Below are 22314 nucleotides of genomic sequence, written 5' to 3'. Positions count from 1 at the left end.
GCTCCCTATCGGTTGGCGCTGAAGGTGAAGGCGCGCTGCAGGGCATACATCACCCGGTCGAGCATGAAGCCAACGAGGCCAATGGTCAGAACGGCGACCATGATCTTGGCCAGCGATTGGGAAGAGCCATTCTGGAACTCATCCCAGACAAATTTGCCCAGACCCGGATTCTGCGCCAGCATTTCAGCGGCGATCAGCACCATCCAGCCCACACCCAGCGAGAGACGCAGACCGGTAAAAATCAGCGGCAGGGCAGACGGTAGCACCAGCTTGGTGATGGTCTTGCTGGTTGGCAGTTGCAGCACGCGACCCACATTCATCAGGTCCTTGTCAACCGATGCCACACCGAGCGCAGTGTTGATCAGGGTTGGCCAAAGCGAGCAGAGCGTCACCGTGATCGCGGATATCAGCAGGGATTTCGGCAGCCAATCGAAGGTGTCGACATAAAGGGCAGAGACAATCATTGTCACCAGTGGCAGCCATGCGAGCGGCGAGACCGGCTTGAAGATCTGGATCAGCGGATTGATCGCGCCATTGACCGTCTTGGACAGGCCAGAGGCGATGCCGAGCGGCACGGCGATCAGGGTGCCAATCAGAAAGCCAACACCAACGGTCACCAATGAGGTAACAATCTGGTCTAGATAGGTTGGTTTGCCAGTGTAAGAGCGCCACTTGACCTTGTCGGTCTTGCCGGCAGCTTCGAGCTTGGCGTTGCGCTTGTCCTGCCGTTCATAAAATGCAGCGGCTTTCTCTCGTTCGCGGATATGATCGTCCCACAGATTGCCTGCTTGTTCCCACACCTGAACCGGGCCGGGAATGGCGCCGAGAGAGGTCTTGACCTGCGGTGCAAGGCCTGCCCACAGCAGAAGAAAAAGCATGATACCCATCAAGGGGATGATCAGAACCCGTTTCAGTTCAGACAATTGCTCTTTGACATTGTCACCTGCGGCCAGTTTCAGCAAGGGCGTCAACCAGGACAGGCCAAGCGCATCAAGCCAGCTGCTGGCCTTGTTGATTGCCGCAAATAGGCGCTGTTGACGCGGACTGGGGCCGGACGGGGCCACGGAGTTGGAAGTTATGTCGGTCATTGGTTCGGTCCCTTATCTGAAAGTCAGATTGGTCGTCTGGCTGGTTGCCTGACAGTGTCGCTGGACCGCCCGCCCATCATTGGCGGACGATCCCTTGCGTGGCCTCACTTTTTGATGATGTCGCTGCCTTCAACCATTTCACCGGTCTTCAGGCCGATGGTCAGAGCGTCGAGATAGGCATTGGGCTTCTTGCCGTCATAAGCCACGCCATCGATGATGTCGGCGGCTGGTGTCGGTGCGCGATAGCCATCGCTCTCCCATGGGAAATCCGCTTCGGCAACATGGCCTTCTTCGACCAGCATCTTTGCGGCTTTCAGATAGATGTCCGGACGATAGACAGACTTGGCAACCTCGTCATACCAGCTGTCAGACTTGGCTTCCGGGATCTGGCCCCAGCGGCGCATTTGCGAGAGATACCAGACCGCATCCGAATAGTAGGGATAGGTGGCGAAGTAGCGGTAAAAAACGTTGAAGTCCGGCACGTCGCGTTTGTCGCCTTTTTCATACTCGAACGTACCGGTCATCGAGTTGGCGATGACTTCCGCATCCGCGCCGACATATTCGGAACGCGACAGGATCTCCACGGCTTCCATGCGGTTGGCATTGTCGTTTTCGTCGAGCCACTTGGCCGCTCGGATCAGCGCCTTGGTGATGGCGAGGGTGGTATTCGGGTTTTCCTCGGTGAACTCTTTGGTCATGCCAAAGACCTTCTCGGGATTGTTCTTCCAGATTTCAAAGTCGGTAATCACCGGTACGCCGATACCCTTGAACACCGCCTGCTGGTTCCATGGTTCACCGACGCAATAGCCATAGATGGTGCCTGCTTCCAGTGTGGCAGGCATTTGCGGTGGAGGGGTCACAGACAGCAGGGCGTCAGCCTTGATCTGGCCCGAAACGTCGGTCGGGGAATAGAAACCGGGATGAATGCCGCCCGACGCCAGCCAGTAGCGCAGCTCGTAATTGTGGGTCGAAACCGGGAAGACCATCCCCATATTGAACGGCTTTCCTTCGGCCTTGAATTGCTCGACAACAGGCTTCAGGGCATCGGCCTTGATTGGGTGCACCACCTTGCCATCGTCGCCGACGGGAATGTTTTTCTTCATCATTTCCCAGACTTCATTGGACACGGTGATGCCATTGCCGTTCAAATCCATCGAAAAGGGAGTGACGATATGGGCCTTGGTGCCAAAGCCGATGGTGGCGGCCAGCGGCTGACCGGCCAGCATATGGGAGCCATCCAGCTCACCGGTAATGGTGCGATCAAGAAGAACTTTCCAGTTCGCTTGTGCTTCGAGGGTGACAAACAGGCCCTCATCCTCGAAATATCCCTTTTCATAGGCAATCGCCAACGGTGCCATATCAGTCAGCTTGATGAAGCCGAACTTCAACTCATCCTTCTCGACATCAAGCATTTCCGCGTAGGACGATGACGCAAAGGTCACCGCGAGGGCGGTTGCGGTCATGAGAAGAGATGTTTTGATCTTGCGTGCTGCTGGCATAAATGCCTCCTGTTTGGTCCATAAAAAAAGCCATATCGGTGGGGACATTCCGGGAGGAGGAGAATGTCCAGACCAATATGGCTGCTTTGCCTTTTCATGACCCATCATTGGGCCAGCCGCATCGCCGCGGCATGTGAAACCTTGACTGCAATCAGCGTGCCAGTTTCAGAGGTTAATAATTAAGACGTTGAAATATAGGGAATAATCGTCACGAAAATGATTTTGAGAAGCTTTGGGATGCTATTTCATTTGATGCCTAAAATGTCATCAATACGTGCAAATGCTTAATTTTTGCTCACTCTTTGCCCGGCGACATAGGCGGCCAATGCATCAGGATCGAACGGAATCCGATCAAAAAAGACATCAGGTCCCAGCGACCCCAATCCCTGATCGGATGCGATTGGGGACTGGATATCCTGGGCACTCAGGATGTCTTGCTGAGTGTCGGGAAGGGCGATGTCCAGAGGAGCCAACGCCGCTCTGAGCATCTCGGGATGACAGGATGCCCGCACACGGGCAATATGGTCGTCACTCAGTTCCACATGCCCCCAGCGCACCATTTGGGAATAGAACCACAAGGCATGGCTTTCTTTCGGAAAGAGCGCAGCACGAGACAGTGGCAAATAGAAGTCCGGCATGTTCAGGCGCTCGGGATCAGTAAGTCCCGTCTTGATGGCTCCATTAAAGCCCGGCTTAAGGCGTGTTTCACTCAGCCCGATATAGCCGGGTGCGCTGAGAATGCGGCAAAGCTCCTCTTTGTTGGCCGGGGATTCAATCCATTCTGCGGCTTTATACAAGGCACGCAAGAGCGCATAGTGTGCTTCCTGCTGATCAAGGGCGAAGGACCGCCGCACGCCAAGCACCTTGTCTGGACTGTTTTGCCAGATATGACCCTTGGTGGTCAGCAGGACGCCATCGCCATCCAGAATGGCTGCGCTGTTCCATGGCTCTCCGACACAAAAGGCATCCAACGCACCGGACCGCAACGCATCAGGCATGGTGGAAGGGGGCAGAAAGACGATGTCGGTATCCTGATCCGGATCTATGCCACAGCCTGCGAGCCAATAGCGCAACTCATAATTATGGGCTGAATAGGGATGCACGGCCCCAAGGCGCAACTTGGGATTTCCACGTGCACGGCGATCCTTGATCATTGCTTTGAGCCGCGCCCCTGCCGCCCCGGCATCGAAGGAAACCGGCCCGGAGGCCGGAGCATGGCCATCCCATATCGACCGTGCCATCGTGACCATATTGCCGCCCAGCCCCAGAGCCATGGGCACAACGATATCCAGCGGCAGGGGAAACAGTTTGCAACTGGCGGCAACCGAAATGGGAGCCAACAAATGGGCAACATCGAACAGGCCAATCGCCAGTTTGTCCCGCAAGGTTGCCCACGAGGTTTCCTTGTGCAGATGCAGATCAATGCCTTCGGCCTCCGCAAAGCCGCACTCCCGCGCGATGATCAAGGGAGCTGCATCATTGAGCGCAATGTAACCTGCCTGAATATGGGTTGCTTTACTGGTCATGATTGCTCCTACAAATCCATTGCTTCCGCAGCTAGGACGATGCTGCTGGCAATCTCTGACATTTTTTTTTGTTTGTTCATGGCGGTGGTGCGGATTTGTCTGTGCGCCTCGCTTTCGCTCAGACCCTTGCGATCCATCAGGATTTCTTTTGCCTTGGTGACCACCGACTGGTCCTTGAGCTGGGATTTGGCCGCGAAAAGCTCATCCTCCATTCTCGAGAAGGCCCGGAAGCGGGCAATGGCCATCTCCATGATTGGACGAATGCGATCCTTCTTCAGCCCGTCCACCACATAGGCCGACACCCCTGCATCAATTGCCTCTTCCATGGCGGAGAGGTCCGATTGATCGACAAACATCGCAATCGGCCTTTTGATGGCCCGTGATAGGGCAAAAAAGGCCTCAAGCGTGTCGCGTTGCGGGTTTTCCAGATCTACAATGATGACATCAGGCGGGCTGGTCTGTACCAGCAGCGCCAGACCTGAGAAGCTGTCAACGATCTCGACATTCAGATAGCCGCTCTCGATCAGCCCCAACTTGATGATGGAAGCGCGCGTGCGGTTTTCGTCTGCGACTAGAATTTTGAGATCCGATGGTGACATGCCCGCACTTTTGCATATTGCTGCAGCGCGGAAAAGCGCAAACAAACAGCGTATTTTCTCAAACAATGGCGCAAAAATAGGCAGTTTTGATCGAGCAAATCGCACCCGCCATGCCGACGATCGAACGTCGTACCAAACGCAGACTATGCCAGAGGAGACAGCTTGGAATCACGAAAAGAGGGAGACTGATTGGATCAGGGAGAATGAATGGCTGGGGTGGTAGGATTCGAACCTACGGTACACGATACCAAAAACCGTTGCCTTACCACTTGGCTACACCCCAGCAGGTCGAAGCGCTTGGCTGCGACGCGAAGTAGGCTTTCTATACAGAAGCGATATCAGCGGTGCAATGCCCTTCCTGCTTTTTTCACAAACAAAGCGCAGCAAAAGAACGGTCTGGCACGGGGCTGGTTTCAAGGCAGAAAGCGATGTTGCTGACACATTCGCTGAACTTTCGAATAGGTTTTGCTGCCTGTCGAACAATGAGCGTGGAAATCTTCAAAAGTTTCGCACAATTGCCTTGAGAGACCCTTGCCATCACCGATTAGGAAGGCTATAAGCCGCCCACCAACGGTACGGAGCGTAGCGCAGCCTGGTAGCGCACCTGATTTGGGATCAGGGGGTCGGAGGTTCGAATCCTCTCGCTCCGACCATGGTACTTCCCCGAAAATTTGAAATACGCTGCTGAAAAGCCTATCTTTTCAATGCTTAGCTGAGCATTGTGAGAATATACTGGACCAGCACGAATATGGCTGCGCTGACGGTGCAGACAAAGGTCACGATCATGCCTCTGGTTCGGTAGGCAAGATTTTCGACCCCAGTCAGGGAATAGCGTTCGCGGAAGGCCACCCCGTAGGCATGGGACAGGCGACCCAGCAAGAATGTCGCGCCTAGCAGATGCACCCCCCAAGCCGGTAGGCCCTGATATTCTGCCAGCCCCAGAAGCAACAGAAAGATCGGTGCATATTCCGCCAGATTGCCGTGTGCCCGAACCGCTTGCCGCATGGCTTCTTTGCCGCCATCTCCCAAAGCGACTCTCAATTTGAGGCGATTGCGAACGACGTTGACGGATAAGGCAAGGAATAGAAAAGCAATGAGGGACGCATAAAGTGCTACAGTCATGGATTGATCTTTCGTGATGGAAAAACAGAATGTGTCTAAGTTGGAAATAAGAGTGCCTGTTTCTGCAAACAAGGCAGGGTTGAAAAATTACAAAAGGGAAGCACTCTTCATGCTTCCCTGAATTTGGCTGAATTTGCCTGAACTTGCCTGAACTTTCTCTCTATTCCCGAGCAAGCAACCGTTGTCTGGTAGCCGCATATTCGACCTTCAGTCGGTCGACAATCGCCTGAACCGGTTCGACACGATCCACAGTACCAATGCCTTGCCCCGAGCCCCAGATATTCTTCCAGGCCTTGGCGCCTTCATTGGTGGCCTTGGCAAAGTCCATTTTGTTCCGTTCTTCCTTCATCAGTTCTTTGGGATTGATGCCTGATGCGACCAGCGAGGGTTTGAGATAATTGCCATGCACGCCGGTAAAGCGGTCGGTATAGATGATGTCATCGGCACCGCAATCAACGATCATCTGCTTGTAGGCTTCCTCTGCATTGGCCTCGCGTGAAGCGATGAAGGCCGAACCGATATAGGCAAGATCAGCCCCCATGGCCTGGGCTGCCAGAATGGAGGCACCGGTCGAAATCGACCCCGAGAGCAACAAGGGGCCGTCAAACCATTGCCGGATCTCACCGACCAGCGCCATCGGCGACAAGGTCCCCGCATGCCCACCGGCACCAGCTGCCACTGCAATCAGCCCATCGGCTCCCTTTTCAACCGCCTTCTTGGCATGACGATTGTTGATGATGTCATGCAGGATCAGCCCTCCATAGGAATGCACTGCCTGATTGACCTCTTCCACGGCACCAAGCGAAGTGATGACGATCGGGACCTTGTGTTTGACACAGGTTTCCATATCCGCCATCAGCCGATCATTGGATCGATGCACAATCTGGTTGACGGCATAAGGGGCAGCAGGGTGATCCGGGTGCGCCTGATTGTGGCGGTCCAATTCTTCCTCAATCTGGGTCAGCCACTGATCCAGCTTTTCTTGCGGTCGAGCATTCAGGGCGGGAAAGGATCCCACAATCCCGGCCTTGCATTGGGCGATAACCATCTCCGGATTGGAAATGATGAACATTGGCGACGCCACAGCGGGCAGGGTGAGTGTGTCGAAAAGAGCTGGCAGGCTCATGGGAGTCCCCCTTGGAGAATGTTTGGCACATTACGTTAAGGTGAGGTTAGCGAATGTTCGAGCCTCTGTAAATGACTTCGAAAGGCGGAGAGCACTTGTCCACCTGACCGACGGTCAAACACAGTCAGGCGGGAGGGTCAGAAGACCATGCTGCCCTCGGAATGGGGTTCATGCGCCTTGTCTTCCGGCTCGATGTGAATGATCACGTCGGCATGTGGCATATTGTCCATCAGCGCATGCTCGATCCGGTCGCAAATGGCATGGGCGGTATCGACCGACATCGCACTGGGCACGACCAGATGGAATTCGACAAAGATCACCCGCCCTGAATGGCGGGTTTTCAGGTCATGCGCCTCGATCGCCCCATCGGCATTGGCCATGATGATGGTGCGGATCTGTTCTTGCTCTTCTTCATCGATCGCTTCGTCCATCAGGCCGCTCATCGAGCCTTTGAGCAAACCCCAGCCGGTCCACAGAATGCTGACCCCCACCGCAAAGGCGAGCAGAGGATCAAGCCAGTGCAGACCCGTCAGGGCTGCAATACCAACACCGGCCAGCACACCGACCGAAGAAACAATGTCAGTGAACAGATGCTTGCCATCGGCAATCAGGGCAGGGGACCGCATGCGCGTTCCCTGACGCACGAGCACAGCTGCCCAGATGCCATTGACCACACCGGCCCCGGCATTGAGCGACAGGCCGAGCCAATGAATATCGAGCAATCGGGGATTCATAAATCCCGCATAGGCTTCACGGAAAATCGACAGGGCCGCCAGCACAATGAACACCCCTTCAGCCACTGCCGAGAGATATTCGGCCTTGTGATGGCCAAACGGATGGTTGTCATCGGCAGGTTTTGCGCTGAGCCAGACAGCAATCACGACCCCAATCGCCGCCGCCAGATTGACCACCGTCTCGAGCGCATCCGAATACAGACCGACAGAATGGGTCAGCAGATAGGCTGCATATTTCATTGCCAGAACAACGAGCGAAATGAAGATGGAGCCAATGGCAAGATGCATGGCGGTCAGTTTTGAAGGGGAAAAGGGCATGATCGGACAAATTATAAGAGGGGAAGCGAAGGGGTGATCGCCTTCTTCTTGCATATCAGAGACAGGAATCCCACCCCGACAGATCACCCAGTCCAAAGCCGTGTATAAGTGGGCGAAGCGCCCTCCAATCCCGGAGCGATGATTGTCAGTCTGCATCGCACCACCTACACTGCCCGCAACAAAGCCAGCTGTTCAGGCTGAGCCCCCGCCTCAAGCTTCCCAGACCCACGCGCGGCATTGTCCCGGCGCGATTCCATGTTTCCCGTTTGAAGAAAGGCTTTTCGATGTCCCGTATCGTGTATGTAAATGGCGAATTTCTGCCAGAAGAAGACGCCAAGATTTCGGTCTTTGATCGCGGTTTCCTGTTTGCAGATGGCGTTTATGAAGTCTCGACCATAATCGATGGCAAACTGGTCGACAATGGTGCCCATCTCGCCCGTCTGGAACGCTCGATGAAAGAGCTGGAGATGGATCAGCCGTGCACGATGGAAAAGCTGGAAGCCGCCCAGCATGAGCTGCTGCGTCGCAACGATGTCAAGGAAGGCGGACTTTATCTGCAGGTCACCCGTGGTGCGGCCGATCGTGATTTTGCTTTTCCCAAAGAAGCAAAATCCTCGTTGGTCATGTTCACTCAGGCCAAAGCTGTGATCGACAATCCTGCCGCCAAGACCGGGATTAGCGTTGTTACGATGCCGGATATTCGCTGGCAGCGCCGCGATATCAAGGCCATTGGCCTGCTGCCCGCTTCGATGGCCAAACAAGCTGCGCTGAAGGCTGGAGCCGATGACGCATGGATGATCGAAGATGGCTATGTTACCGAAGGCTCGTCCAACAATGCCCACATCGTCACCAAGGATGGCGTGCTGGTAACCCGGGCCTTGTCCAACAAGATTCTGCACGGCATCACCCGCAAGGCTGTACTGGCCTTGGCTGAAGAAACCGGCATCACGGTTGAAGAGCGCAGCTTCACGCCCGAGGAAGTGGGTGAAGCGTCTGAGGCCTTCATCACCTCTGCTTCGATGTTCGTCATGCCAGTGACCAAGTTTGACGGCGAGCCCGTTGGCGATGGCCAGCCGGGACCGGTCAGCACCCGCCTGCGTGCGCTGTATGTGGCCTTTGCTCGCGACAGCCTGAGTTAGTCTCAAGCGGCTAATGTGGAATAGTTGAACCCCGTGCCATATGTCTGTGGCGCGGGGTTTTTATCAGGCAAGATAGCTGGCGATGCCGTCTGCGGCCCATCGCCCCTGAGACAGACAGGCGGTCAGCAAGTAGCCACCCGTTGGCGCTTCCCAGTCAAGCATTTCCCCGGCAACAAACAGACCAGGCTGAGACCGCACCATGAGAGACGCATCCAGCGCATCCAACGCAACGCCGCCTGCGGTGCTGATCGCCTCCGCCATCGGCCGCGTTCGAACCAAAGGCAAGGGAAGAGCCTTCAGGCTTCTGGCCAGCTTCTGTGGATCCTGCATGGTCTCGCGGTCTACCAAGGCTTTCACCAAAGCCGCTTGTAGCCCTTGCAGATGGATCGTTTTGCGCAAATGGTTCGACAATGACTGTTTGCCCCTTGGGCGAGACATCTTGGCAGCAAGCTGGTCATCACTTTGATTGGGCCGCAAATCGATCAATAGAGTGGCTTGGCCATCTTGCTCGATCGCATCGCGTAATGAAGCGCTGAGACCATAGACAGGCCCTCCCTCGATGCCGTGGCGTGTGATGATGAAGTCGCCCGTCACTTCATTGTCGCCAAAGGACAGGCGCACCGATTTGACCGGTTGACCCGCCCACTGCTCGGCAAAGGCCTCAGGCCAGTTGGCATCAAAGCCGCAATTGGCCGGGCGAAAGGCGCGCATCGCAAGACCACGTGCTTGAAGGACGTCCACAAAGTCGCCATCGGTCCCGAGCCGTGGCCAGCTTGGTCCACCCAAAGACAACAATGTTGCGTCAGCACGAACGGCCTTTTGTCCCTGTGGGGTGGCAAAGAGCAGCGCTCCATCGTTGTCCCAGCCGCTCCAGCGATGCCGTGCGCACAGTGCGACACCGCGTCCGTCAAGCCGGGTCAGAAGGGAACGCAGCAACGGTGAAGCTTTCATGGTGCTGGGAAAGAGCCGACCTGACGAGCCAACAAAGAGAGTTTGTCCAAGCCCTTCCATCCATGTGATCAGTTCGGCCGTCCCAAAGCGATCCAGCATGGGTCCCATGAAACCTGCTGCCTTTCCATAGCGAGCCAGGAAGCGCTCGGGGGCATCGATTCCGCTCTGATGGGATATATTCAAACCGCTCTTGCCTGCCATCAGGATTTTGCGAGCAGGGCTCGGCATGGCATCATAGAGCGTGATGGCCAGATCTGGCCGTTCGCTCGACAGCCGGTCTGCCGCCATGAGGCCAGCTGCACCGGCCCCGATAATGGCCACTTGTTTTTTGCGATGCGCCGTCATTGCCTCATATCCATTCTTGATTCCAATCTGCGAACTTGCTTCTTCATAAGCCTTGAAGCGCTGCTTGCAAATGCGAAGTGAAAAGAAAAACCTCCGAAGTGGGGGCTTCGGAGGCAGTTGGGACAGCATGTGAGTAAAACCGTCCGGCTCAAGTTGGATTGGTCTCCCTGAATATGGCCCGGACTCGCTTCGCTCCTCCGCTTGGTGTGCCAAGGGTCCATATTCCAGACACCGTGCCCCGCACGGCTTGTCTTATACCTCCGGGAGTGGGAGGTCGTGATGCATCGCATCACAGATCTATTCTTGCGGACCAGTGCGCCGGTCCCGGTTCATTTAGGGCTCAAGCGCGGGCCTCAGACGCGCAACCGACTGGCCGTCACGTGCTTTCGGAGCACCCACGATCGTCTGCCAGATGTGCGGATTGCCGACCGCCTGACGTTTGTTCCAGCGATATTTGACCTTCTGCCAAGGCAGGATCAGCGGTTCGAGATTGTCGAGCACAAATTCGCCGCGATCCGTGCGCACCACCAACACCGCATGATAGGTGCCGTCAGGCAGATAGGCGGTGGTGACCAGCAGTGCATCTGAAGGCCAGCCCCGGCTCAACAGCTCGCGCTGTTTCGTCAGGGCGTAATCTTCGCAGTCCCCCGCAGACACATAAACAGACCATTGGTCGACACGGCCATCGGCTTTCGGGGCAATGCTGTTGTTGATCACGCTGTTGATCGTGACCAGCTGTTGCCAGCTGGTCTGGGTCAGAATGACCGCTCCCTGACCATAGCGGGCACAGGCGCCGGGTTCCCGGGCGCAATAGTGGACATGACCGGCTGGTGGGCTGGTCCGCTCAACCACGCGCATCCCAAGACCCGACAGGGACACATCTGTCGCGCCGGTTGCTGCAGCATGGCTTGCACCAACCAACAGGCCAGCGACAAGGGTGGCTGCCTGCAAAATGCGGGATTGATTTCGATAGGAACGAAGTCGAAACAAGATCGGCCCTCCATAGATTTCGGGACCGAGGCTAGGCTTCGCTTTTAAATATGCGCTTTGAAACTATTGGAGATTTAAGATCGTTAATTCACAGATGCTTAATCATGACAGCGAAAAAAACGGGTCGGCGAATGGGCCTTGCGAGACCGAATTTTTGCCACGGATTGGCAAATCTCTGCTGGATTGACAAAATCCGATTTGCTGATCAATTCCCGAAAGACTTTGTTAGGCATGATCGAGAAAGACACCCCGACTTGCCATTCGTCAGAAGGTGGAAAAGAAATGAGGACTTTCAACCACATCTATCAATCAGCCTTAAAACGACCTAAAGCCAGACGCCGCATTTACGTCTTTCGCGCAAGACTTTGTTCACCATGATGGCTCCGGAAAAGACCGGCCTAGCGAATGAGGAAGAGCCCAGCAATACAACAGCATCACGGGCAAGACGGTGAATCACTATTCGAACAACTTGAATCACTCTGTGAGGCAACGGAATCATTTTCTCAGCCAGATGAATCTGTCTCTTCGCAATCCCCAGCAAGCCTCTGAAATGACTCTCGCTTCCAGTCTACTTAAAGTGGAATTTGCTTAAAGTGAGATCTTGGCTACACGGTTCGATAGGACAGACAAAAAGGGCGGACCCCGAAGGACCCGCCCTTGATATATGCTGAATTGATGAGCCGCTTGACGCCCATCACCGGGAAAATTCTCGATTAAAGAAGGTCGAGTTTAACGTCCCAGTTGTTGATCTTCATGGTGCCGTTCTGGGCATTGTTCAACTGCATCTTGAAGACGCAATCCCAAAGCTGTGGTTCGTGGCCAACGCCGCGAGCCAGGCAGTCTTTTTCAGCCTTGTCGAAATAGGCGTTCAGGATGTCTTTGTAGTCCGGATGCGCACAATTGTTGATGATGGCATGTGCACGGTCACGAGGAGACAGACCACGAAGGTCAGCCAGACCCTGTTCGGTTACGACGATGTCCAGATCGTGTTCGGTATGGTCAATATGCTGTGCGTGCGGAACGATGCAGCTGATACCGGTTGGATCGGTTTTGGTTGGACGGCTGGATGGGGTATGCATGATCTTCAGGAAGCCGGAGCGCAGGAAGTCGCCCGACCCACCGATACCGTTGACGATACGGGTACCGTTGATCAAGGTCGAGTTTGCATGGCCATACATGTCGATTTCAACCGGCGTGTTCATGGCGATAACGCCGAGACGACGGGCAACCTCAGGGTTGTTGGAGATCGACAGAGGACGCAGGACGATTTTGTCCTGATACAGCTCGCGGTTTTTGATGAAGCGTGGCATGCCTTCATTTTCCGACAGGGAAAGCGAGCAGGCAGATGCACGTTTCAGACGACCGGAGTCGAACAGGTCAAGCATACCGTCCTGAAGAACTTCGGTGTAAACCGACAGATCGTAGAAAGGACCGTTGGCCAGACCAGACACAACAGCGTTGGCGATGGAGCCCACACCGGACTGCAGTGGCAGCAGGTTGCCCGGCAGACGGCCTGCTTTTACTTCAGCGCCGAAGAAGTCGAGCAAATGGTTGGCGATAGCGATGGAATCTTCATCAGCACCGGCCAAGGAACGGCCTTTATCGGTATGCTCGGATTCGACGATTGCGACGATCTTGGAAGGATCGCAAGGCACATAAGTGGAGCCAATGCGGCTGTCAGCTTTGGTGACACCGATGATTTCACGATGCGGAGGCGCATGCAGAACCATCACGTCGTGCATTCCTTCGAAGGAAGGCATGGCGGTGTTGACTTCGATGATGATGTTTTCGCAGGTCTGAACGATTTCAGGGATCACACCAACGGAAGCGGAAGGAATAAGGCCACCATCTTCGGTGATGCCAGACACTTCGATGATCGCCAGATCGAGTTTACCAGACTGGGTGTCTTTGGTGTAGTAACCATAGGCCAGATCCTGAGCAAACAGGGACAAGTGCTTGTCACCCATGCGGATGCGGCCTTCGTTAATGGCCTTGGCGATGTTTTTACCGGTCTGGTAAGGCCAGCGACGGTCGATCATGTCGAGGCTTGCCCAACGGTCTTCGGTTTCTGCACCAACAGAAGCACCGATGAACAGGTTGAAGCGCATTTTGCCCTGAAGATTGTTCTCTTCAACATAATCGGCAAGAGCGATCGGAACCGCTTTAGGGTAACCGGCAGGGGTAAAACCTGACCAGCCAAGGTTCATACCGTCTTTGAACATCGGAAGGACTTCTTCGACGGTTTTAACTTTGTTCATCAGGAACGGACAGCGGACGCGTTCTTCCAGTGTTCCATACGTACCCATTCTTCTTTTTCTCCTGTTAAGCTGTTGCTCTGTTGCGAGCAACGAATTCAAGGGTCATTTCCCGTGCTTGGTTCCCGATATGCGTGATCGAGCAGAGGAAAGTCACCAAATCAGTTTTGAATAATTGAAGTGAAAGTCTGGTCTCTTGTGCAGTGGTTCTTGCGTTCGAATTGGATAGGGCAGGGGCAGCCTTGCAAGAAGCTGCCCCGATTGATGGGTCGGTGCGTTCGATCACATCCCGGCCACAGCACAGGCTGAGGCCTCTGGATTGGCCTCCAAGGCCTTGTTTGATCATAGCCAGTTGCGCTTTGGCAGTTTGCGTCACCGATTGAAACTCTCGTTGATCCTACAAAAGGTTTGACTTCCGAGCCGCCACACGGAGGCCTTCGCGGAATTTTGGATGGGCAATCTCAATCAGAGCGGCGGCCCGCTGCTGCATGCATTTGCCCTTCATTTCGGCGACACCATATTCCGTCACCACATTCATCACTTCCATGCGCGGACCCGTCACTGCGCAGTTTTCCAGTCTTGGCACGATCCGCGAAACCGTATCATTCTTGGCGGTTGAATGCAGGGCAAGGAACGATTTGCCCCCTTCCGACGCATAGGCACCGCGGACAAAGTCGAGCTGTCCACCTGTGCCCGAAAACTGCAGTCCACCCACCATTTCCGAGTTGATCTGACCGCCCAGATCCATCTCGATAGCCGCATTGACCGAAATCATGCCTTTGTTCAGGCGAATGTTTTTCGGGCTGTTCGTGAACGACGCCGGATAGCCGACAACGGATGGGTTATCGTCCATGAAGTCGAACATCTCGCGATTGCCCAATGCCAGCGTGTAGACATGTTTGTAGGGCAGGAAGGTCTTCTTGCGGCCATTGATGACACCTTGCTGGATCAGCTTAGCCATCGCGGGCGAGAAGAGTTCCGAATGAAGGCCAAGATCGTTCTTGTCACCCAAGAACCGCATCACGGCGTCCGGAACCGCGCCAATCCCCATTTGGATTGTCGCGCCATCCTGAATTTGTTCTGCAATCAGTTTGCCGATGGCTTCATCCACCTCGGAGCCGCTTTCCACCTCGTACTCCATGAGGGGGTGGTCATATTCGACCACTTGGTCGACGTCATTGACATGGACCAAACATTCACCAAATGTCCGCGGCATTTGCGGATTGACTTCCACAATCACATGTTTGGCCTTGCGGATCACGCTCACCGAAACATCAGGGTTGGTGCCGAGAGAGAAATGCCCGGATTTATCCATTGGCGACACGGTGACAATATGCACGTCCGGGCGCACATGTTCGGTCAACAGGCGCCCGGCCTGATGGAACATGCAAGGGACGAAATGCACCCATTCCTCGCCCTTTTCATGGCCTCTGCGCGCCAGTTCGCGGTCGGCGCGGGACATAAAGAGCGGATGTGGTTTGATGAAGGGAATCGTGTCCGGGGTGAAGATCGTGTTCAGATGCTCATCATGACCGTGCAGATAATAGACATTGAGGCGGGCATAGGCACCATCACGAGCGCGGTCTCCAACTGCCTTCATCAGGGCCAAAGGTTGCCCGGCACCCGATCCCATAATCAGGTTCATATGGTCTTTGATGGCTTCGGCTGCCTTGACTGGTGTGGTCAATTTGGCCTGATATTGCGCTTCAAATGTGGACATACCCGGTTCCTCTTCCCTGAAACGGATCGAAGGTCGACCTTCAATCGAAAGTATAACACCGGGTTTTGGGTTTCCCTATCGGACCAAAAGAGAAAAATGCGGGTCGAAGGCGTCCGAAAGGCCAATGTTTTTGAGGAAAATCTGGCGATTTTTTCAGCAATTTGGGCTGAATCAATGTGGCGATCCACGAGTCGATCTCAGGCGGTGCTTTGCCTCAGCTCGACGATGTGCTCTGTCTGGTAACAAAACAGGCTAGTTGGGCAGCAGCCTCTGCCTGTCCGCCATGCTGCGAGACCGGGCGTCAAATATGGATCCTAGCGCAAGCCATTTACCGCTGCCTGCCATTGATCAGAATCAGCGCGGCTGATCAAGTTGGGCGGTTGGTCCTCATGCATGATCAGAAGGCGGTCGGCCAGTTCGGCTTCGGCCTGTTTGTGGGTGACGAACAACAAGGCCTTGTTGGCGGTCTCAGAACGCAACACTGACAGGATCGCAGCCGCCGTCTCACTGTCGAGACCTTCCGTGGTTTCATCCAGCAGCCACAGATCGGGCTTGAACAGCAGCAGCCGTGACAGGGCGAGCCGTCGGCTTTCGCCACCAGACAGGCCAAGGCCATCATCCCCGAGCGTCTGCTCAAGTCCGGCATTCGAGCGTTCCAGCACCTTGGCCAATTGGGCTTTTTGCAACGTTTGCCTCAGCAGTGTGTCGCTGCCTGAAGCATCGGCAATGCGCAAATTGAAGGCCAGCGACTCGCGGAACAATTCCGTGCGCTGGGTCAATAGTCCGATGCGAGGCTGCAAATGGGCGGCCCGCCCATCTTCGTAATCCAGTCGGATGCGCCCGCATTGTGGATCCAGCAATCCCGAAACAAGCCCGAGCAGGGTCGATTTGCCCGCTCCGGATGCGCCCACAATGCCGATGGCCTCGCCTGAGCGCAGCGACAGGGAAAAGTCGGAAAAGATTAAAGCCGCCTTGTCGGAATAGGCGAAGTCCACGCGGCTCACCTCCAGCAGGATGGGGCCATGGTCGCTCAAATCCGTGCTTTCGTCCTCAAGAGGATCAGCCACCAAAGGCAGGATTCGCTGCCCTGCATAAATCGCTTTGCCGATTTCCAGCAAGCCGCGGCGGATGGGAGCCATCAATTCGGTGAGTGCCAATGTCGCCAGCACCGCCATCAACAAAACAGACCCGGATATCGCCTCTTGTTCATAGGCATATGCCCCGGTCAGCAGCACCGCCACCAGAGCCGCTCCGCCAGCGAGACTGATCAGCGCCCGACCAACCAGATCATGTTTGGCCAACCGGTCCTGCAAGATGTGAATGCGATCAGCAGCACGCTGAATCGCATCCACCTGATCGGTCAAGCGCCCTGCCATGATCAATTCGACCTGACCGCGCAGTAAATCGATATAACGCAGCCGCAGGGCTTCTGACGAAAAGGCCAACCTGCGTCCCAGACCGACACCAACCCGCCCCGCTTGCAGCGGCAGCAGGATCAGCGCCAGCAGCAAAATACCGCCAACAGCCAGCGCCATCGGGCCATTGATGGTATGCAAGGCGACCAGAACCACGAGGGTCGACAGAATGGCACTTGCCAGAGGCAGGACCACCTTGAGATAGATGCCATCAAGCGCGTCGATATCCGCAGTCAAACGGGCGAGCAGTTCCCCGGAGCGGAAGTCGCGTAGCCGCCGGAAGGTCAACTGAGAGATGCCGTCAAATACATAAAGCCGCAATCGAGCAATGAAACGGAAGGTGGCGTCATGAGTGATCACCCGCTCCCCATAGCGCCCGAAAGTACGGGCCAAAGCCGCCGTGCGAATGAGAAAGCCGGGATACAGTGTGTTGAAGGCCAGCGCCACACTGGCACCACTGAGCCCTGAAATGGCTGTGGCGCCAAGATACCAGCCCGCTGTTGCCATCAGCGCGATGCTGGCCAGCGCTGCCATCAATCCGATCAGCAGTCCCCACAGGAACCAGTTGGGATAATGCCGCCAGTAAAGCGAGAGCACAGACATCAAGGTCTTCATGATGCGTCCTCCTTTGTGTGGAGGGGGCTGTCGGCCGTTCGCTCAGCAAGCGCTGCTTCATCAAGGGCAGCCAGCTCTGCATGTGAGATGGCTTGCACGCGACCGTCATGCACATACAGGATTCGGTCGCAGCATTCGGCAACCGAGCGGTCATGGGTGGCAACCACCAGCAACCGTCCTTCAGCAATCTGCATCAGGCTGTCGGTGACCAGAGACGCAGTCTCGGCATCGAGATCCGCGGTCGGTTCGTCGCATAGAATAAGACTGGCGTCGCTCAGCATCGCCCGTGCAATCGCCAGCCGCCGCACCTGTCCCCCGGAAATGCCAAAGCCGGTTTCCCCGAGTATGGTCAGCAGATCGCGCGGCAGCTGGGTGACGAAGTGATCCCCGTGGGCGTGCTCAAGTGCTTGGCGCACCGCATCGCGATCTGCCTTCGGTGCAGCCAAGCGGACATTCATCAAAACCGAGCCATGGAATATGTGTGGCCTCTGGCCAATCCAGCCAATCGTTGGGCGCAGCGCGGCCCACTGTTCTGCATCAAGCGCCTGATGATTGATCTCAAGATTGCCGGCAAGAGGGGACAGGAAACCGCACAGGGCCCCTAGAATGGTTGATTTACCCGAACCGGACGCCCCGAGAATGGCGATCTTCTCACCCTTCTCGAAACGAAAGGAAACGTCTTTCAAGACAGCGGGTGCATCTTCCAAATAGCCAAGGTTTGCAGACTTGAACACAACGCTATCGATTGTGATCGGTGCAGATGCCGTGGAGGACGGCACCAAAGCGGTCTCCATCTCAGATCTTTGGGCCGTGATCCAGTCTATCGGCAACACCTGCATCAGGCGGTCGGCGGCCGCTTGTGCGGTTGCCTTGTCATGATAGGCGACGGCGAACTCCCGCAACGGAGAAAAGAATTCCGGTGCCAGCAACAATAAAAACAAGCCGGTGCCCAGCGTGATCGGGGCACCATAGGTGCCATAGTCGATACTGCCCAAATAGTGATAGGCGGCGAAAATGGCGGTAAGGGCAATGCCAAGCGCGGCGAACAATTCAAGCGCCGCAGAGGACAGAAAGGCAATGCGCAGAACCCGCATTGTTGCCTTGCGATAGTCCGTGGCCAGAATGTCAAACTCCTCTCGGGTGCGGCCAACGGCGCGGAACAGTTTCAGCGTCGTCATGCCTGACAGGCGGTCCAGAAAGAGGCTGCTCATGTCTGACAGGGCAGAGATCTGGTCGTCCGAGGCTTTCTTGGCGCGGATGCCGACAATGGCCATGAACACGGGCACCAAGGGACCACAGACCATGAGGATCAAGGCCGCCGCCCATGATATGGAGGCGGACGCGATGAGGATCATCAGCGGAATGACAATCAGTTGCCGCTTCAAGGACAGATAGCGTGCCGTATAATCATTGAGTGCCTCGATCACATCCGATCCGAGCGCAGCCACTTCTCCTGCCGCTTTGCGCTCCTTGTCGAGCGGGGGGTGGTTGGCCAATCGCAAAGCCAATAAACCGCGCAGATCCCGACGCACCGCACTGGACACATGATGGCCGAGGCGCCCCGCCAGATAGGCCAACAGCGCGCGCAGGCCGATGGATGCAAACAGAGCCAAGGCATAGGGGAACAGACCCGAAAGGCCGCTTTTGTCGGCGACAAGGGCATCAATGCCGAAGGCCAAAGAGAAGGCTATGGGAATGGCCATCAGGCCCGATGCCACGTCAAGCCAGGCCTTGCGGGACAGAGTGGAGGCGTGCGGTAACAGCACGGCGGCCAGCCATTGATCTGCTGGTCGCTTTTCCTTCCGTCTCTTGGCTCTTTCCTGCTTTGGCGCTCGGTCCTTGAACGTCTTGTCGTTAGCTGCCAGATCCTTGGTCATAAAGCGATATGCAATCCTTCCCTTGACAGATTGCATGGCCCGAATCCGGTAAAAAATCCGACAAATTGATGGTCCTCAATCTGTCAGGGTCTGCCATTGATCGGTCCCGAGGATCGTATCCCTAGGGTAGCAGACGCCGGAATCATTCGGGCTTGCAGATCTGTCGATTTGCTATGGCCTTTGCCGTTCTGAGCAGCAGACCGACAATAACTGGAATTAGTAGACCAAATAGACCAATGCCTGCAATGAGATGAAGGTCTGATTGCGCTTTTTCCGCAAACAATAATGTTGCGATGGTCAGGGCAGCCAAGGGGAAGCTGTAAGCCCACCACGACATGGCAAAGGGAATCCGCGACAGTTTTGGCAATTGGGTGAGAATGATCAGGAAGAAGACAATGCCGGTATTGTAGAGAATCCGCGCAAAGGGATCGAGCCCTCCGGTCAGGCTGACATAAGCCACAAAGCCCACCGCAGGCGGGGCGATCAGGATCATCAGGGTCGGCAGCAGCCGCTCGGGCAGGGGATTGTGAAAGACCAGCCGGTTGAAGACCAGTGTCAGCAGTACGATCCAGAAGACGATCCCGACCGAGAAATAGAACCAACCCAGCTCGATCAGGCCAAAGCGGCTCGCAGCGATTGGCACGATGATGTTGCCAACCACCGGAATGAACCAGGCCGGGTTGAGGGTCAGGGTTTCAAATGTCCGGTGGCCGATCCAGGCTGTTAACACCGCCAACGTACCCAACAGATGCAGCCCGGCCCCCAGCGCCCACACGCCTACAGCCAGCCCATGGGAGAAGGGTTCCATCGCCGTACCCACAAGAATGATGCCGATCGAGGCGGCTGGAAAGAAGCAGATCCGCACAGGATGATTCCATTCCCAGACAACCTGCTCGGGATAGCGCACAGCCTTCAGCCCATAGAGTGCCAGCAGGGCCACCAGTACCGCCACAGTGCCGATCAACAGCCCCAAACTGGCTCCATGCGCCACCCCTAGGCTTTTCTCAAGTCGTTCGGCGGCCAGAGTGAGCCCCGCCAGTCCCATCACCATGGCAAAGAAGGCATTGGGAAAGTGCGCCAATCTTGATGTGTCCGCCGGTTCCGGTTTTGCTGCCTCGACCTGTTTGGGCAATTCACTGGTGACCATCTGCGTCATTGTGCCTCTCCGTGGGCGTACAGTGTTTAAACAAGTAAACTTGATGCTTGTTATATTAAGTGCTAAAAGATATGCAACAAATGATCACGTTGATCACGGGAAAAAGTCAAATATATTCGAAAGTATAAACATACTTCGACCCATCATCGCTTTCCGACGAGGAGAGACGATGGCACTGCCATCCGGGCTTGTCACCCCGGTCTCTAGCTGGCTTGGGTGGCAGTGCACTTTACTTGACAACAGACAATCGGATTATGTCGGTGAAATTTGAAGAAGCAGCTTCGCAGGCTGGTTGACGAGATGCTTTTTACTGTGTGAGATGATCCGTAAAACAACGAATAAAATGAGAAGCGTGCACACACGCACCTGGGAGGTTTCATGCGACTGACACAGCATTCCAATTATGCCATGCGGCTGCTGATGTATTGTGCCCTGAAGCCAGACCAACCGGTCCGTTTGGCTGAAATTGCCGATGCTTACGATATTTCTGGACATCATATCAACAAGATAGCCCAGAGATTGACCCATATCGGCGCGATTCAGGCAATCCGCGGACGCAATGGTGGAATTCGTCTAGCCAAGGATCCCAAGGACATCAATATCGGCGAAATCCTCCGTCAGACCGAAGAGAATCTGGTGATCGTCGAGTGCTTTTCCGAGGAAAGCAATACCTGCCCGTTGATCAGCGAATGCAAATTCCGCTTGTTGTTGATGGATGCCTTGGCCGCTTTCCTGAAGGTGCTCGACGCCCACACATTGGCAGACCTTGTCAGCCACCCGGACTGCCTCAAGCCGCTTTTGGGGTTGAGCGATCAGATCGGAGCTTTGTCGGACATTCACCAGCCCGCCTGCAACTGAGCATGCATGCCGGGCGTCATGCCACCTTGCGCAGACGTGCCGGCAGGTAACGCAGCAAAGACCGGGATGGATCCGCAGGCATTGGTACAATCCGGGCAAGTTTGGCACCACCAAACAGGATCAGCAAAGCACCGAGCAAAGTGAACGGGCCCGGCACTTCCTCAAAGACCATCCAGCCCATCAATGTGGCAAACAGAATCCAGCTGTAATTGACTGGCCCGAGGATCGCTGCATCCGCCAGACGGAAAGCCTTGATGTTGAACAGCTGGCCGATGGTTGCCAAAGGGCCGATCCAGAGCAGGGGGGCTAGATCGGCAAAGGTCAGGGACGAGGTCATGAAAACATACCCAGCAGGAACCAATATCAGAAGGCTGCTGATGCCGGTGACATGCAAAATGACGCTGTAGGCCGTGTCCCGACGGGCGACAACCTTGAGAACCAACACCTCAAGACCCAAAATCACTGCCCCGGCCAGTGCCGCCGTTGCGCCCATCCATTCTTGCGCGGTGAGGGCAAGGGAAAACCCACTGTCTCCGAACAGCACGATATAAGCCCCTATGGCACAAAGGAAGCCAGCCACCCAATGGGCGCGCCGCACACGTTCTCCCAGCAGCAAAGCCGCCAGACCTATAACGATCAAGCCTTCGAGCAAACCAATCGCCGTTGCATCGGCAAGCCGCATATTGGCCGCAGCAAAGATGGTTACACCCACCCCGCTGAGTGCCAGCATGGCCCGCATCAGATGGGTTGAAGGATTGGACGCTTTGAGACCACTGAGCGGTGTTCGCGTGATCAGAGCAAGACTGGCAATCGAGACAAAGCCACCAAGAAAGCGCATGAAAACGATCAGCAGGATCGGCACCTCTGCCCCCATCAGCTTGCCCGCGGCAAAGATCGGTGTGAAGCAGGCCGTCCCGACCAATGAATAGGCGATTGCCTTCACTACATCTCTGTCCATGCCTGCCATCCCGCCACGCTCTT

The 22314-nt window shown here is 55.5% G+C and carries 17 protein-coding genes and 2 tRNA genes; 3 read left to right on the top strand and 16 right to left on the bottom strand.

What is annotated here, in order from left to right:
* Positions 1–5: 5 nt before the first annotated feature.
* The 5 genes from FDK21_RS14140 to FDK21_RS14120 form a co-directional block, all read right to left on the bottom strand.
* Positions 6–1088: an ABC transporter permease gene (locus FDK21_RS14140; RefSeq protein WP_138149252.1), complete on the bottom strand. Its 1083-nt coding sequence runs from the start codon at positions 1086–1088 to the stop codon at positions 6–8.
* 104 nt (positions 1089–1192) lie between these two features.
* The gene (locus tag FDK21_RS14135) at positions 1193–2551 is read right to left on the bottom strand and encodes a CmpA/NrtA family ABC transporter substrate-binding protein (protein WP_246657590.1); all 1359 of its coding nucleotides are present in this window, start codon (positions 2549–2551) and stop codon (positions 1193–1195) included.
* 320 nt (positions 2552–2871) lie between these two features.
* Positions 2872–4113 (bottom strand): CmpA/NrtA family ABC transporter substrate-binding protein, encoded by a 1242-nt coding sequence (locus FDK21_RS14130; RefSeq protein WP_138149248.1) that lies wholly within the window; start codon positions 4111–4113, stop codon positions 2872–2874.
* Positions 4114–4121: 8 nt separating this feature from the next.
* Positions 4122–4712 carry an ANTAR domain-containing protein gene (locus tag FDK21_RS14125; protein ID WP_138149246.1) on the bottom strand — a complete coding sequence of 197 codons (591 nt, stop codon included), beginning with the start codon at positions 4710–4712 and terminating at the stop codon, positions 4122–4124.
* Positions 4713–4920: 208 nt separating this feature from the next.
* Positions 4921–4995: transfer RNA gene (locus FDK21_RS14120), tRNA-Gln, on the bottom strand.
* A 293-nt stretch (positions 4996–5288) separates the two neighbouring features.
* On the opposite strand from FDK21_RS14120, the gene FDK21_RS14115 reads away from it, so the two are divergent.
* Positions 5289–5365: transfer RNA gene (locus tag FDK21_RS14115), tRNA-Pro, on the top strand.
* Between the two features lie 55 nt (positions 5366–5420).
* Here the strand turns inward: FDK21_RS14115 and FDK21_RS14110 are convergent.
* The 3 genes from FDK21_RS14110 to FDK21_RS14100 all read right to left on the bottom strand — a co-directional run bounded on the left by FDK21_RS14110 (position 5421) and on the right by FDK21_RS14100 (position 8012).
* A complete protein-coding gene (locus tag FDK21_RS14110; protein ID WP_138149244.1) occupies positions 5421–5834 on the bottom strand; it encodes an MAPEG family protein in 414 nt (137 codons plus the stop codon).
* 160 nt (positions 5835–5994) lie between these two features.
* On the bottom strand, positions 5995–6960 hold the full coding sequence (locus tag FDK21_RS14105; RefSeq protein ID WP_138149242.1) for a nitronate monooxygenase family protein: 966 nt from the start codon (positions 6958–6960) through the stop codon (positions 5995–5997).
* A 137-nt stretch (positions 6961–7097) separates the two neighbouring features.
* Positions 7098–8012, bottom strand: a complete 915-nt coding sequence (locus FDK21_RS14100; RefSeq protein ID WP_171022094.1) for a cation diffusion facilitator family transporter — start codon at positions 8010–8012, stop codon at positions 7098–7100.
* 284 nt (positions 8013–8296) lie between these two features.
* On the opposite strand from FDK21_RS14100, the gene FDK21_RS14095 reads away from it, so the two are divergent.
* Entirely contained in the window at positions 8297–9151 is an 855-nt protein-coding gene (locus FDK21_RS14095) for a D-amino-acid transaminase (protein ID WP_138149240.1), read from the top strand.
* A gap of 63 nt (positions 9152–9214) precedes the next feature.
* Here the strand turns inward: FDK21_RS14095 and FDK21_RS14090 are convergent, their stop codons facing one another.
* From FDK21_RS14090 to FDK21_RS14060, 7 genes are all read right to left on the bottom strand, one after another.
* On the bottom strand, positions 9215–10447 hold the full coding sequence (locus FDK21_RS14090; RefSeq protein ID WP_138149238.1) for a TIGR03862 family flavoprotein: 1233 nt from the start codon (positions 10445–10447) through the stop codon (positions 9215–9217).
* A 333-nt stretch (positions 10448–10780) separates the two neighbouring features.
* Complete coding sequence (locus FDK21_RS14085; protein ID WP_138149236.1) at positions 10781–11437, bottom strand: transglutaminase-like cysteine peptidase; 657 nt, start codon at positions 11435–11437, stop codon at positions 10781–10783.
* A gap of 713 nt (positions 11438–12150) precedes the next feature.
* On the bottom strand, positions 12151–13743 hold the full coding sequence (locus FDK21_RS14080) for an acetyl-CoA hydrolase/transferase C-terminal domain-containing protein (protein WP_138149234.1): 1593 nt from the start codon (positions 13741–13743) through the stop codon (positions 12151–12153).
* Between the two features lie 346 nt (positions 13744–14089).
* Positions 14090–15412, bottom strand: a complete 1323-nt coding sequence (locus FDK21_RS14075) for an acetyl-CoA hydrolase/transferase C-terminal domain-containing protein (RefSeq protein WP_138149232.1) — start codon at positions 15410–15412, stop codon at positions 14090–14092.
* 314 nt (positions 15413–15726) lie between these two features.
* The gene (gene cydC / locus FDK21_RS14070) at positions 15727–17442 is read right to left on the bottom strand and encodes a thiol reductant ABC exporter subunit CydC (RefSeq protein ID WP_138149230.1); all 1716 of its coding nucleotides are present in this window, start codon (positions 17440–17442) and stop codon (positions 15727–15729) included.
* Complete coding sequence (gene cydD, locus FDK21_RS14065) at positions 17439–19319, bottom strand: thiol reductant ABC exporter subunit CydD (RefSeq protein ID WP_171022093.1); 1881 nt, start codon at positions 19317–19319, stop codon at positions 17439–17441. Before cydD ends, cydC begins: the two co-directional genes overlap by 4 nt.
* 142 nt (positions 19320–19461) lie before the next feature.
* The gene (locus FDK21_RS14060) at positions 19462–20475 is read right to left on the bottom strand and encodes an SLAC1 anion channel family protein (RefSeq protein ID WP_245418466.1); all 1014 of its coding nucleotides are present in this window, start codon (positions 20473–20475) and stop codon (positions 19462–19464) included.
* 378 nt (positions 20476–20853) lie between these two features.
* On the opposite strand from FDK21_RS14060, the gene FDK21_RS14055 reads away from it, so the two are divergent.
* A complete protein-coding gene (locus FDK21_RS14055; RefSeq protein WP_114010127.1) occupies positions 20854–21333 on the top strand; it encodes an Rrf2 family transcriptional regulator in 480 nt (159 codons plus the stop codon).
* A 16-nt stretch (positions 21334–21349) separates the two neighbouring features.
* Here FDK21_RS14055 and FDK21_RS14050 read toward each other — a convergent pair whose 3' ends face one another.
* Positions 21350–22291: a DMT family transporter gene (locus FDK21_RS14050; protein WP_157967699.1), complete on the bottom strand. Its 942-nt coding sequence runs from the start codon at positions 22289–22291 to the stop codon at positions 21350–21352.
* Between the last annotated feature and the right edge of the window lie 23 nt (positions 22292–22314).

The organism is Cohaesibacter sp. CAU 1516 (assembly GCF_005771485.1).
Lineage (GTDB): Bacteria > Pseudomonadota > Alphaproteobacteria > Rhizobiales > Cohaesibacteraceae > Cohaesibacter > Cohaesibacter intestini.
This window is presented reverse-complemented; position numbering and strand designations above follow the sequence as displayed.

Excerpts from the sequence above, each read along its gene's own strand:
- FDK21_RS14125 (WP_138149246.1), bottom strand. The coding sequence starts at position 4,712 with ATGTCACCATCGGATCTCAAAATTCTAGTCGCAGACGAAAACCGCACG.
- FDK21_RS14090 (WP_138149238.1), bottom strand. The coding sequence starts at position 10,447 with ATGACGGCGCATCGCAAAAAACAAGTGGCCATTATCGGGGCCGGTGCA.
- FDK21_RS14055 (WP_114010127.1), top strand. The coding sequence starts at position 20,854 with ATGCGACTGACACAGCATTCCAATTATGCCATGCGGCTGCTGATGTAT.
- FDK21_RS14100 (WP_171022094.1), bottom strand. The coding sequence starts at position 8,012 with ATGCCCTTTTCCCCTTCAAAACTGACCGCCATGCATCTTGCCATTGGC.
- FDK21_RS14050 (WP_157967699.1), bottom strand. The coding sequence starts at position 22,291 with ATGGACAGAGATGTAGTGAAGGCAATCGCCTATTCATTGGTCGGGACG.
- FDK21_RS14095 (WP_138149240.1), top strand. The coding sequence starts at position 8,297 with ATGTCCCGTATCGTGTATGTAAATGGCGAATTTCTGCCAGAAGAAGAC.
- FDK21_RS14075 (WP_138149232.1), bottom strand. The coding sequence starts at position 15,412 with ATGTCCACATTTGAAGCGCAATATCAGGCCAAATTGACCACACCAGTC.
- cydC (WP_138149230.1), bottom strand. The coding sequence starts at position 17,442 with ATGAAGACCTTGATGTCTGTGCTCTCGCTTTACTGGCGGCATTATCCC.
- cydD (WP_171022093.1), bottom strand. The coding sequence starts at position 19,319 with ATGACCAAGGATCTGGCAGCTAACGACAAGACGTTCAAGGACCGAGCG.
- FDK21_RS14135 (WP_246657590.1), bottom strand. The coding sequence starts at position 2,551 with ATGACCGCAACCGCCCTCGCGGTGACCTTTGCGTCATCGTCCTACGCG.
- FDK21_RS14105 (WP_138149242.1), bottom strand. The coding sequence starts at position 6,960 with ATGAGCCTGCCAGCTCTTTTCGACACACTCACCCTGCCCGCTGTGGCG.
- FDK21_RS14060 (WP_245418466.1), bottom strand. The coding sequence starts at position 20,475 with ATGACGCAGATGGTCACCAGTGAATTGCCCAAACAGGTCGAGGCAGCA.
- FDK21_RS14130 (WP_138149248.1), bottom strand. The coding sequence starts at position 4,113 with ATGACCAGTAAAGCAACCCATATTCAGGCAGGTTACATTGCGCTCAAT.
- FDK21_RS14140 (WP_138149252.1), bottom strand. The coding sequence starts at position 1,088 with ATGACCGACATAACTTCCAACTCCGTGGCCCCGTCCGGCCCCAGTCCG.
- FDK21_RS14110 (WP_138149244.1), bottom strand. The coding sequence starts at position 5,834 with ATGACTGTAGCACTTTATGCGTCCCTCATTGCTTTTCTATTCCTTGCC.
- FDK21_RS14080 (WP_138149234.1), bottom strand. The coding sequence starts at position 13,743 with ATGGGTACGTATGGAACACTGGAAGAACGCGTCCGCTGTCCGTTCCTG.